General features: G+C 59.5%; 13 protein-coding genes. 12 read left to right on the forward strand and 1 reads right to left on the reverse strand.

All coding sequences use genetic code 11. The features are described 5' to 3' along the window. Positions 1 to 578 precede the first annotated feature (578 nt). Positions 579 to 1,583, reverse strand: a complete 1,005-nt coding sequence (locus GM655_RS00490; protein ID WP_155432699.1) for a TraB/GumN family protein — start codon at positions 1,581 to 1,583, stop codon at positions 579 to 581. A 293-nt stretch (positions 1,584 to 1,876) separates the two neighbouring features. Between GM655_RS00490 and grpE the strand changes: the two genes are divergently transcribed. From grpE to nirB, 12 genes are all read left to right on the forward strand, one after another. After that, positions 1,877 to 2,419 carry a nucleotide exchange factor GrpE gene (gene grpE, locus GM655_RS00495; protein WP_155432700.1) on the forward strand — a complete coding sequence of 181 codons (543 nt, stop codon included), beginning with the start codon at positions 1,877 to 1,879 and terminating at the stop codon, positions 2,417 to 2,419. Positions 2,420 to 2,512: 93 nt separating this feature from the next. Beyond that, complete coding sequence (gene dnaK / locus GM655_RS00500; protein ID WP_155432701.1) at positions 2,513 to 4,456, forward strand: molecular chaperone DnaK; 1,944 nt, start codon at positions 2,513 to 2,515, stop codon at positions 4,454 to 4,456. Positions 4,457 to 4,618: 162 nt separating this feature from the next. Next, positions 4,619 to 5,743 carry a molecular chaperone DnaJ gene (dnaJ, locus tag GM655_RS00505; protein WP_155432702.1) on the forward strand — a complete coding sequence of 375 codons (1,125 nt, stop codon included), beginning with the start codon at positions 4,619 to 4,621 and terminating at the stop codon, positions 5,741 to 5,743. Between the two features lie 90 nt (positions 5,744 to 5,833). Further along, the gene (gene can / locus GM655_RS00510) at positions 5,834 to 6,511 is read left to right on the forward strand and encodes a carbonate dehydratase (protein ID WP_155434038.1); all 678 of its coding nucleotides are present in this window, start codon (positions 5,834 to 5,836) and stop codon (positions 6,509 to 6,511) included. A gap of 65 nt (positions 6,512 to 6,576) precedes the next feature. Beyond that, a complete protein-coding gene (locus GM655_RS00515) occupies positions 6,577 to 7,200 on the forward strand; it encodes an ANTAR domain-containing response regulator (protein ID WP_155432703.1) in 624 nt (207 codons plus the stop codon). Between the two features lie 371 nt (positions 7,201 to 7,571). Continuing rightward, positions 7,572 to 8,780: a CmpA/NrtA family ABC transporter substrate-binding protein gene (locus GM655_RS00520; RefSeq protein WP_308807397.1), complete on the forward strand. Its 1,209-nt coding sequence runs from the start codon at positions 7,572 to 7,574 to the stop codon at positions 8,778 to 8,780. An 11-nt stretch (positions 8,781 to 8,791) separates the two neighbouring features. After that, positions 8,792 to 9,673, forward strand: a complete 882-nt coding sequence (gene ntrB / locus GM655_RS00525) for a nitrate ABC transporter permease (protein WP_155432704.1) — start codon at positions 8,792 to 8,794, stop codon at positions 9,671 to 9,673. 15 nt (positions 9,674 to 9,688) lie between these two features. Further along, positions 9,689 to 10,495, forward strand: coding sequence for an ABC transporter ATP-binding protein (locus GM655_RS00530; RefSeq protein WP_155432705.1), 807 nt, complete (start codon positions 9,689 to 9,691; stop codon positions 10,493 to 10,495). Then, positions 10,495 to 11,166: a methyl-accepting chemotaxis protein gene (locus GM655_RS00535; protein ID WP_155432706.1), complete on the forward strand. Its 672-nt coding sequence runs from the start codon at positions 10,495 to 10,497 to the stop codon at positions 11,164 to 11,166. The genes GM655_RS00530 and GM655_RS00535 overlap by 1 nt, the downstream gene beginning before the upstream one ends. A gap of 10 nt (positions 11,167 to 11,176) precedes the next feature. Continuing rightward, the gene (cobA, locus tag GM655_RS00540) at positions 11,177 to 11,947 is read left to right on the forward strand and encodes a uroporphyrinogen-III C-methyltransferase (protein ID WP_155432707.1); all 771 of its coding nucleotides are present in this window, start codon (positions 11,177 to 11,179) and stop codon (positions 11,945 to 11,947) included. A gap of 275 nt (positions 11,948 to 12,222) precedes the next feature. Then, positions 12,223 to 13,542 carry an MFS transporter gene (locus GM655_RS00545; protein WP_155432708.1) on the forward strand — a complete coding sequence of 440 codons (1,320 nt, stop codon included), beginning with the start codon at positions 12,223 to 12,225 and terminating at the stop codon, positions 13,540 to 13,542. Between the two features lie 23 nt (positions 13,543 to 13,565). Then, positions 13,566 to 16,097 carry a nitrite reductase large subunit NirB gene (nirB, locus tag GM655_RS00550; protein ID WP_155432709.1) on the forward strand — a complete coding sequence of 844 codons (2,532 nt, stop codon included), beginning with the start codon at positions 13,566 to 13,568 and terminating at the stop codon, positions 16,095 to 16,097. Positions 16,098 to 16,104: the final 7 nt, after the last annotated feature.

Genomic DNA, 16,104 nt, shown 5'->3' on the forward strand with positions numbered 1-16,104 from the left:
TCATCAGAAATCTCTCGGTACCTGCGGATTTGGCGCAGTAATTCATTTCATCGGAAAAAGTGAAGATACTGCGGACACTGAATTAGAGGCTAGCTTGTGCACAATTAAGCGACCTCGTCAAAGGTGATAATCGTCTTGTTGAGGAAGCACTGATTTTATCGCCGGGCTCCAGGGGGCTAGCCGGAGCTGGCACTTTGATGTTTTTGACTAGCTGACTGCCAGTTTATGCAATCGAGTTTTTTGATGCCGAGTACGCCCACATAAAGAAGTTGACGCGGCGCTACCGTCTCCTCGCCGGGATTGTTGCCGCGACACCTAGGCCGTCGCTGATCTCAGCTATCTTGCCGGATTCCCCGAAAGGTGACAGTCGAGGTCGACCATCAGTTGGACTTGAGAGCATGCTGTACCTGTGTGTCGCTTAGCACTGCTTTGGCTTGTCGGCCGAAGGTGCTGAGGATACGATCTCTGCAATACAGGCCGCTCGTGGGGGCATCAGCACGGCTGGTAAGATGGCCAATGTCATGCAAGCGTGCGTGTGGTTGCCTTAGAACATAGTGCTGGAGATTAGTCTAGGCGGCTTACTCGGGCGCTACCACCTTGTAGCCCTTGGCCTGCAGGTGCGTGAGCAATCCCGTCGGCGACAGGATTTCCTTCAGGGGCAGCATGGCAAAGGTGATGGTATTGTTTTCCAGTGCCTGCTGGGCATTGTGCAGCCATATCTCGCGCGTTTTGCTGCGTGCCTCGCGCAGATCGGGACGGCTCTGGAAAGCCGCGCTGCCTTCGAGGGCGGCACGGCAGGTGCCTTCATGGTCGTTATAGTCCAGCTTGCGGATCATCTCGATATCGCCGATCGCCCACGCATTGGCGCGCACGCGCATGCGGTCGATATCCGCTTCCAGTCGCGCTAGCGTGCTGGCGAAACAGGCTGCGTCGTCCAGACCGGTTTTGCTAAATTCTTTGAAGAGCTTGCTGGCATCGGACAAATCAACTTCCACCCTGGCAGGCGTGAACTTGAGCTTGTATTGCTTGACGAGCTTGTTAATGGCAGGTCCCACTTCGTCCTTGTTGGATAGACCTATATGCTGCAGTCCCGCGTTGTACAGTTTGCTTGCGGCAAAATACGGGCGGTAACGATCTACCTCGTCATCCTGACTCATGTACTTATCCTTGAGCACAGACCAGCGCTGGTAAGTCTCCGGCGGCACCACATCTTTTAACACGGCGCCGTCCGGGTTCTTCTGGATGTTCCAGAGTTGCGGCAGTGACGCGGCCAGTTTAATGCCGCCCCAGATGCCGACCTTGGCCGATGCATCGGGTTCCGCCAGATATTCCTGTGACTGGGCCAGCACCGCTTCCACCTCGTGCGAACGCCATTCCATTTTTGCGGGCAGCGGACCATAGCGCCCAAACACCCACAGCACATGCTCGTCTTTCGAGACTTTCCACATGCCGGGGCCGGGACGCTGCCCGTGTACCAGCACTTGTCCGGCATCCTGTTCAGGATCAGGCGCGGCTTCCTGCGCCCATACAGCGCTGGCGCTAAAGCAGAACGCGACAGTAATAATGATTTGTTTGAATTTCATGGGAGTCTCTTACGCTTTCAGTAATAGTTAAGAGAAATGCAATGATAGTTCAATTCCTGTGCAACAGCGTAATCAGCACTTGCCGTCGGTGAGTGCTAGCCTGTTAAAATAGTCAGTTGTCGGGAGTTGCGCAGTTCGTTGTGCGCGTGATTTTTCCTCCCGGAAACTGCACTGGCGATGTCCTAGTGGCATAGCCGCAGCGCTGGCGCCCTTGAAAACAGGGACTCACGCCCCATTTGCGGTCAGTGCCGTTAGAAGTTTTGTCAAACAAATACGATAGTAGGAGTCTTTAGATGCAAGATCAGGAAAATCAAGCCGTACCTAATCCAGAAGCGGCAGAAGCCGCTGCACCGGTTCCGCCATCGACTCCTGACCAGCCATCTCTGGAAGAGCAGCTGGCCAGCGCCGAAGCCCGCTTGGCAGAAATGCAGGACGCATTCATGCGTGCCAAAGCCGAAGGCGAGAACATCCGCCGCCGTGCGCAGGAAGATGTGGCGAAAGCCCACAAATTCGCCGTGGAGAGCTTTGCCGAAGCCATGGTGCCGGTGAAAGACAGCCTGGAAATGGCGCTGAAAGTCGAAGCGCCAACGCTGGAATCGCTCAAGGAAGGCGTGGAAATGACGCTGAAACAGCTCAATTCCGCTTTCGAGAAGAACCGTCTGCTGGAAATCATGCCGGCACAGGGCGAGAAACTCGATCCGAACAAACATCAGGCAGTTGCCGTGGTGCCAGCGGATCAGGAAGCCAACACCGTGGTTTCCGTGTTGCAAAAAGGTTATATGATCGCTGACCGCCTGCTGCGCCCAGCCATCGTGACCGCGGCGCAAGCCAAATAATTTTTTCCTGAAGCCAATTTAGGCTCTTGAAAACAAACAGTAATTCCACATATTCGTAGCATCTGAAACTTAAAGCATAATAGGAAGAACATCATGGGCAAAATTATCGGTATCGATCTGGGAACCACGAATTCCTGCGTTTCCATCATGGAAAACGGTCAGCCAAAAGTGATCGAAAACGCGGAAGGCGCGCGTACCACTCCATCGATCATTGCTTATCAAGAAGATGGCGAAATTCTGGTGGGTTCCCCTGCAAAACGTCAGGCGGTCACCAATCCTAAGAACACCCTGTTTGCGGTCAAGCGTCTGATCGGCCGTAAGTTCGAAGAAAAAGAAGTGCAGAAAGACATCGGTCTGATGCCTTACTCGATCATGAAAGCCGACAACGGCGACGCATGGATCGGCGTGCGCGACAAGAAACTGGCGCCACCACAGATTTCCGCAGAAGTGCTGCGCAAAATGAAGAAAACGGCAGAAGACTACCTCGGTGAAGAAGTCACCGAAGCCGTGATCACTGTGCCAGCCTACTTCAACGACTCGCAGCGTCAGGCCACCAAAGACGCCGGCCGTATCGCTGGTCTGGACGTCAAACGTATCATCAACGAACCAACCGCTGCTGCGCTGGCTTTCGGTCTGGATAAGACCGACAAGGGCGACCGCAAGATCGCCGTGTATGACCTCGGCGGCGGTACCTTCGACGTTTCGATCATCGAAATCGCTGACGTAGACGGCGAGAAGCAGTTCGAAGTGCTGTCGACCAACGGCGACACCTTCCTCGGCGGTGAAGACTTCGACCAGCGCGTGATCGACTACATCATCGAAGAGTTCAAGAAGATCAACGGTCTGGATCTGAAAAAAGATCCTATCGCTCTGCAGCGTATCAAAGCTTCGGCCGAGCGCGCCAAGATCGAACTGTCGTCCTCGCAGCAGACCGAAATCAACGAGCCGTACATCGCCATGGCGAACGGCGCACCGGTCCACCTGACCCTGAAGATGACCCGCGCCAAGCTGGAATCGCTGGTGGAAGAGCTGATCAACGCCACCATCGAACCATGCCGCACCGCCATCAAGGATGCGGGCGTGAAGGTTACCGACATCGACGACATCATTCTGGTCGGCGGTATGACCCGTATGCCTAAGGTGCAGGAAAAAGTTAAAGAGTTCTTCGGCAAAGACCCACGTAAAGACGTGAACCCTGACGAAGCCGTGGCCGTTGGTGCTGCGATTCAGGGCTCGGTACTGTCGGGCGACCGCAAAGACCTGCTGCTGCTGGACGTAACCCCGCTGTCGCTGGGTATCGAAACGCTGGGCGGCGTGATGACCAAGATGATACACAAGAACACCACGATTCCTACCAAGTTCTCGCAAGTGTTCTCGACCGCTGACGACAACCAGCCAGCCGTGACCATCAAGGTTTACCAAGGCGAGCGCGAAATCGCTGCCGGTAACAAAGGTCTGGGCGAATTCAATCTGGAAGGTATCCCGCCAGCAGCACGCGGCACCCCGCAGATCGAAGTGACCTTCGACATCGACGCCAACGGCATTCTGCACGTCGGCGCGAAAGACAAGGCCACCGGCAAGGAAAACAAGATCACCATCAAGGCGAACTCCGGTCTGACCGAAGAAGAGATCCAGAAGATGGTGAAGGACGCCGAGCTGAACGCCGAAGAAGACAAGAAAGTGAAAGAGCTGGCCGAAGCGCGCAACCAGGCCGACGCACTGGTGCACTCGACCCGCAAATCGCTGACCGAATACGGCGACAAGCTGGAAGCTGGCGAGAAAGAGAAGATCGAAGCAGCTATCACCGATCTGGAAGGCTCGATCAAGGCTGGCGACAAAGCCGACATCGACGCCAAAGTGGCTGCGCTGTCGACCGCTTCGCAGAAACTGGGCGAGAAGATGTACGCTGACATGCAAGCCCAGCAAGCTGCTGGTGGCGCTGGTGCCGAAGGCGGTGCCCACGCTGGCGAACAGGCCAAGCCACAGCAGGACGACGTGGTAGACGCTGACTTCAAAGAAGTCAAAGACAGCAAGTAATTCGCCCGCCCCGCCACTGCGCGGGGAGGTCGAGCGCCGAGCCATCGGCCGTGTAAGCGGTACCGGCTCGGCTTTTTAGCATAATCAGTAGAGCATTTTTCCGGCGCGTGCCAACGCGCCGGAGGTCTACACCCGTAATAACTACAGCAAGGTGCCGACAAGATGGCAAAGCGAGATTTCTACGAAGTACTAGGCGTCGCCAAGAACGCGTCGGAAGACGAGATCAAAAAGGCTTACCGCAAGCTGGCGATGAAGTACCATCCGGACCGTAATCCGGATAGCAAAGAGTCGGAAGAAAAATTCAAGGAAGTCAAAGAAGCCTACGAGATGCTGACCAATCCGGAGAAGCGCGATGCGTATGACCGTTATGGTCACGCTGGCGTCGATCCGAACATGGGCGGCGGAGGCGGCTTTGGCGGTGCAGGCGGTTTCGGTGATGCGTTCGGCGATATCTTCGGTGATATCTTCGGCGGCGGTCGTGGCCGCAGCTCGGGCCCGCAGGTCTACCGTGGCGCCGACCTGCGCTACAACCTGGAAATTACGCTGGAACAGGCAGCGCACGGTTTCGACACCACCATCCGCGTACCATCGTGGGACAAGTGCGATACCTGCAGCGGCACGGGCGCCAAGCCCGGCACGTCGCCGGTGACCTGCTCGACCTGTGCCGGTCACGGTCAGGTACGTATGCAGCAGGGCTTCTTCAGCATCCAGCAGACCTGCCCTAAGTGCCACGGCACGGGCAAGATCATCCCTGAGCCATGCGCAGCCTGCTCGGGTCAGGGCCGCATCAAGCGTAACAAGACGCTGGAAGTGAAAATTCCTGTCGGTATCGACAATGGCATGCGTATCCGCTCGTCCGGTAACGGCGAACCGGGCACCAATGGCGGGCCGTCGGGCGACCTGTATGTGGAAATCCACATCAAGCCGCACGCCGTATTCCAGCGCGAAGGCGACGACCTGCATTGCGAAATGCCGATTTCGTTTGCCAAAGCGGCCTTGGGCGGCGAAATCGAAGTGCCTACGCTGAATGGCAAGGTGGCGTTCACCGTGCCGGAAGGTACCCAGTCGGGCAAGACTTTCCGTCTGAAGGGCAAGGGCATCAAGGGCGTACGTTCGGGCTTCGCGGGCGATCTGTTCTGCCACGTGGCAGTCGAGACGCCGGTGAAACTGACGGACAAGCAGAAAGAGCTGCTGCGCGATTTCGAAAAGTCGACCACGGAAGGCGGCGCCAAGCACAGCCCGCAGACCAAAACCTGGCGTGACAAGGTGAAGGACTTCTTCGAGTAAAGCAAGCTGGCTTTACCCGTCCTGTTAAAATCGGACCGCCGTACTGCTATGGTGCAGTGCGGCGGTCTTGTTATGTACGAGAGGAATATGATGAGTGATCTGGACATTAGTACGTCGCCCTTGAGTGGTCTGTTAGCCAATAACCGCCGCTGGGCCGAATCGGAAATCGAACGCGATCCCGAATTCTTCAAACGTCTGGCGCAACAGGCTTCGCCTGAATACCTGTGGATAGGCTGCTCCGATAGCCGCGTGCCGGCAAATGAGCTGCTCGGTCTGGCACCGGGTGACGTGTTCGTGCACCGTAATATTGCCAACGTGGTCGTGCATACGGATCTGAACTGCCTGTCCGTGCTGCAGTTCGCCATCGATGTGCTGAAAGTAAAGCACGTGATCATTGTGGGCCATTACGGCTGCAAGGGCGTGCATGCGGCCATGGTCGGCACCCGCGTGGGGCTGGCCGATAACTGGCTGCGCCATGTGCAGGACGTGAACCAGAAGCACGAGCGTTATCTGGGCGAAATCGTCGAGACCAACAAGCGCTCCGAGCGCCTGTGCGAACTCAACGTGGTGGAGCAGGTGCAGAACGTGTGCCAGACCACCATCGTGCAGGATGCATGGGAACGCGGCCAGCAAGTCACCGTGCATGGCTGGGTGTACGGCCTGAAAGACGGCAAGCTGCACGACCTGCAGATGACCGTCACGGGCAGCGACGAACTGGCGCCACGGGTAGCCGACCGGCTGGCTAAGTACGCTGCTGAACGTGCTTAAGCCGGTGTTTGCATGATTCTTGCTTCATCTTGGGGCATGAACCATATTACGCACCACTACCGACCATGAAACATTTACGCATCGTGGTTGTCAATCCCGTCATTCTGGCCGGTGACGAGGATGATCCGGCCCTGCAGGCCCAGACCGAGCGCGCCCGTGCGCTGCGCATCGGCCTGCTGGAGGCCGGCTATGACATCATCGCCTCGCTACCGCCCGACATGTATCTGCCCGAGCGCATCGCCCAGTTGCAGCCCGATATGATCATTGTCGACGCCGAATCCGACGCACGCGATGTGCTTGAGCACATCGTCATCGCCACGCGTGATGAGCGCCGCCCCATCGTGATGTTCACGGAGAGCGAGGATACGGCCAGCATGGAGGCCGCCGTGGCGGCCGGCGTGTCCGCGTATATCGTGGCCGGCCTGCACAGCGAGCGCATCAAGCCGGTACTGCAAGTGGCGCTGGCCCGTTTTAAGCGCGAGCAGAAGCTGCTGGATGAACTTTCCGATACCAAGAGCAAGCTGGCCGAGCGCAAGCTGATCGAGCGCGCCAAGGGCTTGCTGATGTCGCGCCAGAACTATAGCGAGGAGCAGGCCTACCAGCGCCTGCGCAGCATGGCCATGAGCAAGAACCTCAAGCTGTCCGAAGTGGCCCAGCGCATCCTCGATGTGGAAGACCTGCTGGGTTAAGCCCGGCGCCCATAAATGATGCACTGCGCAATAGCGGTGCGTTTTTTGCGCCATCGGGCGGCACGGCGCCGCCGCGCTGGCTTCCTTTCCGTTTGCTAACCCCTCTGACATCCCCGTGCAGCATGGCTGGCACAGTCATTGCATAGTCTAGGACAAGCGCAACGATGCGCTTATGCACTCTGCCAACGGCGGTGGAGTACACCAGACAACGACGTCTACCGTACACCGAGCTTATGGCTTGCGTGTGGGTGGACGTTTTTTTTTGTGTAGACACGGACTAGACGAGGATAGCCATGGAAAAAAAGCAGACACCAATCGACGCAACGCCTACGACCGAGGTGAACGTGAAGCGGCGGGCAGTGGTGCAGAGCATGATTCATGGTGCAGGACTGGTAGCGGGAGGAAGTATGCTGGGATTGGCAACAGGTGGCGTGTGGGCGGCCGGTTCGGATAAGCCGGAAAAGGAAGAAGTCAAAATCGGCTTCATTCCGCTGACTGACTGCGCCTCTGTGGTGATGGCTTCGGTGCTGGGGCTGGACAAGAAATATGGCGTGAAATTCGTGCTGAGCAAGGAAGCTTCGTGGGCTGGCGTGCGCGACAAGCTGGCCAATGGCGACCTCGATGCGGCCCACGTGCTGTACGGCCTGCTGTACGGCGTGCAGATGGGCATAGGTGGCCAGAAGAAGGATATGGCGGTGCTGATGGGCCTGAACAACAATGGTCAGGCCATCACGCTGTCGAAAAAGCTGGCCGACAAGGGTGCCGTGGATGGCGCTTCGCTCAACAAGCTGATGCAGACCGACAAGCGCGAATACACGTTCGCCCAGACTTTCCCGACCGGCACCCACGCCATGTGGTTGTACTACTGGCTGGCTGCGAACGGCATCAATCCGCTCAAGGATGCCAAGGTGATTACCGTGCCGCCACCGCAGATGGTGGCGAATATGCGCGTCGGCAATATGGACGGCTTCTGCGTAGGCGAACCGTGGGGCCACCGCGCCATCATGGACGGCGTAGGCATTACCGCCACCACCACGCAGGATATCTGGCGCGACCATCCCGAGAAGGTGCTGGGTTCGACGCTGGAATTCGCCAAGAAATATCCGAACACCTGCCGCGCCATGATGGCTGCGATTCTGGAAGCGGGTAAATGGATCGATGCCTCGCTGGCCAACAAGAACCGCATGGCCGAAGTCATCGCCGACAAGTCCTACGTCAACACCAGCAAGGATGCGATCGACCAGCGCATCATGGGCCGCTACCAGAATGGTCTGGGCAAGACCTGGGACGATGCCAACTACATGAAGTTCTACAACGACGGTCTGGTCAACTTCCCGTATCTGTCGGATGGCATGTGGTTCATGACCCAGCACCGCCGCTGGGGCTTGCTGAAGGATGATCCGGACTATCTGGCAGTCGCCACGGCCGTCAACCAGATCGACCTGTACAAGGACGCTGCCACCATGACCAAGACGCCGCTGCCGAAAAGCCCGCTGCGCAGTTCCAAGCTGATGGATGGTTCCGTGTGGGACGGCAAGAACCCGAAAGCCTACGCCGCCTCGTTCAAAATCAAAGCCTGAAAGGGAATGCCATGAACGCCATGCTGAAACCCGAAACCGCAGTACCCGTGGAGGTGCCGGTGCGCCGTCCGCGTCCTGCACTCAAGGTCAATCCGGCAGCCCGGGTACGCGAACAGATGTCGGCAGCGGCCATCAAGGTGATCGCGCCGTTGCTGGGCGCAGCACTACTGGTGCTGGTCTGGCAAATCATCACGATCAAGAACAGCAACTTTCCCACGCCGCTGGCGACCTGGCATGAGGCCGTGACGCTGTTCTCCGATCCGTTCTACCGCAACAGCCCGAACGATCAGGGCATAGGCTGGAACATCCTCGCTTCGCTGCAGCGCGTGGCGGTGGGCTTCGGGCTGGCTGCGCTGGTGGGTATCCCGCTGGGCTTTCTGATCGGCCGCGTGCCTTTCGTCGGCAGTATGGTGGGCCCGATGATCAGCCTGCTCAAGCCCGTCTCGCCGCTGGCCTGGCTGCCTATCGGTCTGCTGGTGTTCAAGTCGGCCAATCCTGCTGCCATCTGGTCCATCTTCATCTGCTCGATCTGGCCCATGATTATCAATACGGCGGTGGGCGTGCAGCGGGTGCCGCAGGATTATATGAACGTGGCGCGCGTGCTCAATCTGTCCGAGTGGAAGGTGCTGACCAAGATCCTGCTGCCATCGGCCCTGCCTTACATTCTGACGGGCGTGCGCCTGTCCATCGGCACCGCATGGCTGGTGATCGTGGCGGCGGAAATGCTGACCGGCGGCGTAGGCATAGGCTTCTGGGTCTGGGACGAGTGGAACAACCTGAATGTACCGCACATCATCATCGCGATAGTGGCGATCGGCGTAGTGGGACTGTTGCTGGAACAGGCACTGGTTGCACTAGCACGCGCACTCAGCTACGAACAGGTAGCCAACTAAGGAAAGGCGGATCTCATGGACGACGCAAAATTCATCGATATCGAAGGCGTGGAGATGGTGTTCCACACCAAGAAGGGGGTATTCCACGCTCTGCGCGAGATTAACCTGAAGGTACGCAAGGGCGAGTTCATCACCCTGATCGGCCACTCGGGCTGCGGCAAGTCGACCCTGCTCAATCTGATTGCGGGGCTGACCAAGCCCACGGAGGGCGTGCTGTTATGCGCCAACCGCGAAATCGCCGGGCCGGCGCCCGAGCGTGCCGTGGTGTTCCAGAACCACTCGCTGCTGCCATGGCTGACCTGCTATGAAAACATCTACCTCGGCGTCGAGCGCGTGTTCGGCAAAACGGAAACGGCCGCCCAGCTACGTGAACGCACCATGCGTGCGCTGGCGCTGGTAGGCCTGACTGCGGCCGAGAGCAAGCGGCCGCACGAGATATCGGGCGGCATGAAGCAGCGCGTGGGCATCGCCCGTGCGCTGGCGATGGAGCCTAAAGTGCTGCTGATGGACGAACCGTTCGGCGCACTCGATGCACTCACACGCGCCCACTTGCAGGACGAACTGCTGAAGATCGTTGCCGCTACCCAGTCCACCGTGGTGATGGTGACGCACGATGTGGACGAAGCCGTGCTGCTGTCGGACCGCATCGTCATGCTGACCAACGGCCCCGCTGCCACCATAGGCGAGATGGTCGAAGTGCAGCTCGAGCACCCGCGCGACCGCGTGGCGCTGGCGCAGGATGCACGCTATGCCGAGTATCGCAGCGCGGTGCTGGAATTCCTGTACCGCAAACAGGCCCACCCTGCGAAAGAGGCAGCGTAATGGGCGCGCCGGATTATGCTGCAGCGCTGGCAGCGAGATCAGCACGGCCGCTGTCGGGAGAAGTATTCGGCGCGATGATCAATCTGTCGGGCCGCCGCCGCTTCACTTCGCAACGTATCGTGCTGTATGCGCTGCTGGCCCTGCAGGGAGAAGAAGCCAGCCTGGCCGTTGCGCGCGAAGCACTGGGTCTGTTCCGCAATGCCCATCAGGCTTTGCTGGAAGAGGGCGACGGTCTGCCCGGCGTCTTCTGCGCCGAGCTGCAGCGCGCCTACTTTGGTCAGGACGAGGGCGACCGCAAGATCCGCGCTTTTGCCGATCTGGCCGAGCGCACCTTGCGTGCCATCGAAACGGCTAGCGCCGAGGCGCAGGCACTGCAGGCGGAACTGGTGCAGCAGACCACTCCCACGCTGGCCGTGCTGAACCAGATCACCGGCATCTACGAGGAGCAGTCACGCCTGCATGCGCGCCAGATGAAGCGGCAGCTGCGCAGCGTGATCAGCGATATCGAAACTATCAACCGCGAAGCACGCATGGTGGCTTTCAATGCGCGCATCGTGGCAGCGCGGGCCGGGCAGGCTGGCGTGGAATTTTCCGTGGTCGCCGGCGTGATGTCCAACATCTCGGGCGAAATCGACCAGATGATTTCCACTGCGCTGGCCGCAGCAGAATAAGGAGAGCAGCATGGGCAAGGTAACACTGGTAGGCGCAGGGCCGGGCGACCCGGAACTGCTGACCATCAAGGCAGTACGCGCCATACAGCAGGCCGACGTGGTGCTGATCGATGATCTGGTCAACCCCGCCATACTGGACTACGCGCCGGCTACCGCGCGGGTAATCCAGGTGGGGAAGCGCGGCGGCTGCGCTTCCACGCCGCAGGAATTCATCGAGCGGCTGATGGTGGCCGAAGCGCGCGCGGGCCAGCAGGTGGTGCGTCTCAAGGGCGGCGACCCGTATCTGTTCGGCCGTGGCGGCGAGGAACGCGCCACGCTGCAGGCGCACGGCATCGCCGTCGAGGTAGCACCCGGCATTAGCAGTGGCGTGGCGGCACCGGCCAGCATAGGCGTGCCGCTGACCCACCGCGACTGGAGTCAGGGCGCGATCTTTGTTACCGGCCATGGCAAGGACGAGCAATCCGAACCTAACTGGGCGGCACTGGCACAGAGCGGCCTGACGCTAGTGATCTATATGGGCGTGGCGCGGGTGGAATCCATACAGGCTGGCCTGCTGGCCGGCGGTGCCGCGCTCACCTTGCCCGTGGCTGTGGTGCAGTCGGCCACGCGCGCGCAGCAGCGCCAGGTCGTCACCACACTGGGCCAGCTGCCGCAAACGCTGCGCGATAGCGGCCTTGGTAGCCCCAGCATCATCGTCATCGGCGATGTGGTGCGCTGCGCCGACGCGTGGCAGGAGCTGGTGCAGGTGCCGGCGTCCGCCTGCACCGCAACTGCCCGCTAATGGTGCACCGATAAAGTGCGTGCCTGCACCGCCAGCTAGCAGTTGCGGTGCAGTGCCAGGGCCGAATCAGGCTGCCCGGCCTGACTTCCCTCTGAAGCAGCGCTCTGCCTAAGCTGGCACGGCTCTTGCAATACTCAGGGTAAGGGATCAACGGCGATCCCCCCGAATACAACGCTGGCCTAAAGACGGGCTGGCAGGACAACGGCGTCCGCCCAACCCGGTCTTTGTGACTGTGGTTGCGCGGGCGCCTTTTTGTTTTCTGAACGGGATAGAAAATGGCCAGCAAAGCTCACAGCATCCAACTCTTCACCATGTCGTCGCCTTCGATGCGGGCGTTCCATTTGACGTGGATGGCATTCTTCGTTTGCTTCTTCGCGTGGTTTGCCTGCGCTCCGCTGATGCCCGTGATTAAGGGTGAATTCGGTCTGAGCGTGGCCCAGATTGCCAACATCAATATCGCTGCCGTGGCCATCACCATACTCGTGCGTCTGATCGTCGGCCCGCTGTGCGACCGTTTCGGTCCGCGCCTGACCTATACGGGTTTGCTGCTGGTCGGCTCGATTCCAGTGATTGGCGTAGCCTTTGCGCAGAGCTATGAGAGCTTTTTGTTCTTCCGTCTCGGTATCGGCGCGGCCGGTGCCAGCTTCGTCATCACCCAGTACCACACTTCGGTGATGTTCGGCCCTAAAGTGGTCGGCACGGCCAATGCGGCTGCGGCAGGCTGGGGCAATGCCGGCGGCGGCGTAGCGCAAGCCGTGATGCCGCTGCTGATGGCTGCCATGATCATGCTGGGCGTGAACGAAACGCTGGGCTGGCGCGCTGCCCTGATCGTACCGGGCGTACTGATGATCATCATGGCCGGTGTGTACTACCGCTATACCCAGGATTGCCCGCAAGGGAATTATCTGGAACTGCGCGCTGCCGGCATCGCCATCGAAGGCGGCAAATACGGTGATGCCAAAGGTGGTGCATGGGATAGCTTCAAGCGCGCCGCCGCCAACCACCGCGTTTGGTTGCTGTTCATCACCTACGGCGCCTGCTTCGGCATCGAAATCTTCATCCACAACATCGCTGCCATCTACTACGTCGATCACTTCAAGCTGTCGCTGGCGCAGGCCGGCATGGCAGCGGGCAGCTTCGGTCTGCTGGCGCTGTTCGGCCGTGCACTCGGTGGCTGGGCCTCGGACAAGCTGGCAGCGAGCGGCTCGCTGAACAAGCGCATCACGCTGCTGTTCGTGCTGATGCTGGGCGAAGGCGCCGGCCTGCTGATGTTCGCTCACGCTGGCGATGTGACGCTGGCGATAGCTTCCATGCTGGTGTTCGGCCTGTTCACCCACATGGCTTGCGGCGCCACCTACGCCATCGTGCCTTTCGTCGACAAGCGTGCTCTCGGTGGCGTGGCCGGCATCATCGGTGCAGGTGGCAATGTAGGCGCCGTCGCAGCCGGTTTCCTGATGAAAGGACTGGGCAATACCCAGCAAACGCTGACGGTGCTGGGCGTGGTGGTCGCAGCATCGGCCCTGTGCGCACTGGCCGCCCGCTTCAGCAGCAGCACGGAAGAAGAAGCTATCGTCGCCGCCAAGCTGGCAGCCTAACACCCATAAGAGGAACAGCAATCATGAAAATCATCGTTATCGGTCACGGCATGGTAGGCCACAAATTCCTGGAAACGCTGGCTCAGAGCGACATCAGCAATCTGCAAGTGACGGTGCTGTGCGAAGAGCCACGTCCGGCCTATGACCGCGTGCATCTGTCCGAATTCTTCTCGGGTAAATCGGCGCAGGACCTGTCGCTGGTGAAGCCGGGCTTCTTCGAGCGTGACAATCTGGCGCTGCGTCTGAACACCCGTGCCACCCAGATCGACATCGTCAACAAGAACGTCACCACGGCGGACGGCAATGTGCTCGACTACGACAAGCTGGTGATCGCCACGGGTTCTTATCCGTTTGTGCCACCACTGCCGGGCAAGGAGCGCAAGGACTGCTTCGTCTACCGCACCATCGAAGATCTGGAAGCCATGCTCGAATGCGGCCAGCGCGCCAAGACGGGCGTGGTAATCGGCGGCGGTCTGCTGGGCCTCGAATGCGCCAAGGCGCTGCGCGACATGCATCTGGAAACCCATGTGGTGGAATTCTCGCCGCGCCTGATGGCGGTGCAGGTGGATGACGGCGGTGGCCGCGTACTGCGCCGCAAGATCGAAGAGCTGGGCGTAACCGTCCACACGGGCAAGAACACCACGGCGATTGTGGATGGCGTGGAAGGTACCCACCGCATGGAGTTCGCGGACGGCAGCCATCTGGATGCCGACATGATCGTGTTCTCGGCTGGTATCCGCCCGCGCGACATGCTGGCACGTGAAAGTGGCCTGACCATCGGCCCGCGCGGCGGCATCGAAATCAACAACAACTGCGTGACTTCCGATCCGAACGTGTACGCGATTGGCGAGTGCGCGCTGTGGGGCGGCCTGACTTTCGGTCTGGTGGCACCCGGCTACGAAATGGCACGCGTGGCCGCCAAACACATACTGGGCGAGGCGGCCGAATTCGCCGGTGCCGACATGAGCACCAAGCTGAAACTGATGGGCGTGGACGTAGCCAGTATCGGCGACCCGCACGGCAAGGTGGAAGGCAGCCGTTCCTACCAGTTCACCGACGAGCGCAAACAGATCTACAAGAAGATCGTGGTGTCCGATTGCGGCAAATATCTGCTCGGTGGCGTGATGGTGGGCGATGCCAGCGAATACGGCACGCTGCTGCAGATGATGCTGAATAAAATCGAGCTGCCGGAATCGCCCGAGTTCCTGATATTGCCGCAGTCCGATGGCGCAGCCAAACCGGCACTGGGTGTGGATGCTCTGCCTGAAACGGCGCAGATCTGCTCCTGCAACGATGTCAGCAAAGGCGCGCTGTGCTCGGCCGTGGCTGGTGGCGTGACCAATGTGGCGGACCTGAAAAGCTGCACCGGTGCCGGTACCTCGTGCGGTGGCTGCGTGCCGCTGGTAACGCAGGTGATGAAGGCCGAGATGAAGAAGCAGGGCATGGAAGTCAACAACCATGTGTGCGAACACTTTGCCCACTCGCGTCAGGAACTGTTCCACCTGATTAAAGTCGGCCAGATCAAAACCTTCGCCGATCTGCTGGACAAACATGGCAAGGGTCTGGGCTGCGACATCTGCAAACCGCTGGCCGCCAACATGCTGGCCACCGTGTGGAATGACTTTGTGCTGAAGAAGGAACACGCGAGTCTGCAGGATACCAATGACTACTTCCTCGGCAATATCCAGAAGGATGGCACATATTCCGTAGTGCCCCGTATGCCGGGCGGTGAAGTCACGGCCGATGGCCTGATCGCGGTGGGCATGGTGGCCAAGAAGTACCAGCTTTACACCAAGATCACGGGCGGTGCGCGGGTCGACCTGTTCGGCGCTCGTCTTGAACAACTGCCGCTGATCTGGGAAGAACTGATCGCAGCCGGTTTCGAATCAGGCCACGCCTACGGCAAATCGCTGCGTACGGTGAAATCCTGTGTCGGTTCGACCTGGTGCCGCTACGGTGTGGATGATTCCATCGGTCTGGCCATCGAACTGGAGAACCGCTACAAAGGGCTGCGTACGCCGCACAAGATCAAGTTCGGCGTGTCGGGCTGCACCCGCGAGTGCGCCGAAGCGCAGGGCAAGGATGTGGGCGTGATCGCTACCGAAAAAGGCTGGAACCTCTACGTCTGCGGTAACGGCGGCATGAAGCCACGCCACGCGGAACTGCTGGCGACGGAACTCGATAAGGCCACGCTGGTGCGCTATATCGACCGCTTCCTGATGTTCTATGCCCGCACGGCGGACCGTCTGCAACGCACCAGCGTATGGCGCGAAAACCTCGAAGGCGGTCTCGATTATCTGAAGCAGGTAGTGGTCAACGACAAGCTGGGCATAGGCGCCGAGCTGGAAGCGGACATGCAGCACGTGGTCGACACCTACGCCTGCGAATGGAAGGAAGCAGTGGAGAATCCGGAAACCCGCAAGCGTTTCCGCCACTTCGTCAACAGCGATCAGGGCGATGCCAACGTCCTGTTCATGGAAGAGCGCGGCCAGATCCGGCCCGCCACGGTGGAAGAGCGCAAACGCGTGATTCCGATTGCAGTCAACGCAGCCTGAGGAGAAC

It is taken from the genome of Pseudoduganella danionis (genome assembly GCF_009720775.1).
GTDB lineage: Bacteria > Pseudomonadota > Gammaproteobacteria > Burkholderiales > Burkholderiaceae_D > Rugamonas > Rugamonas danionis.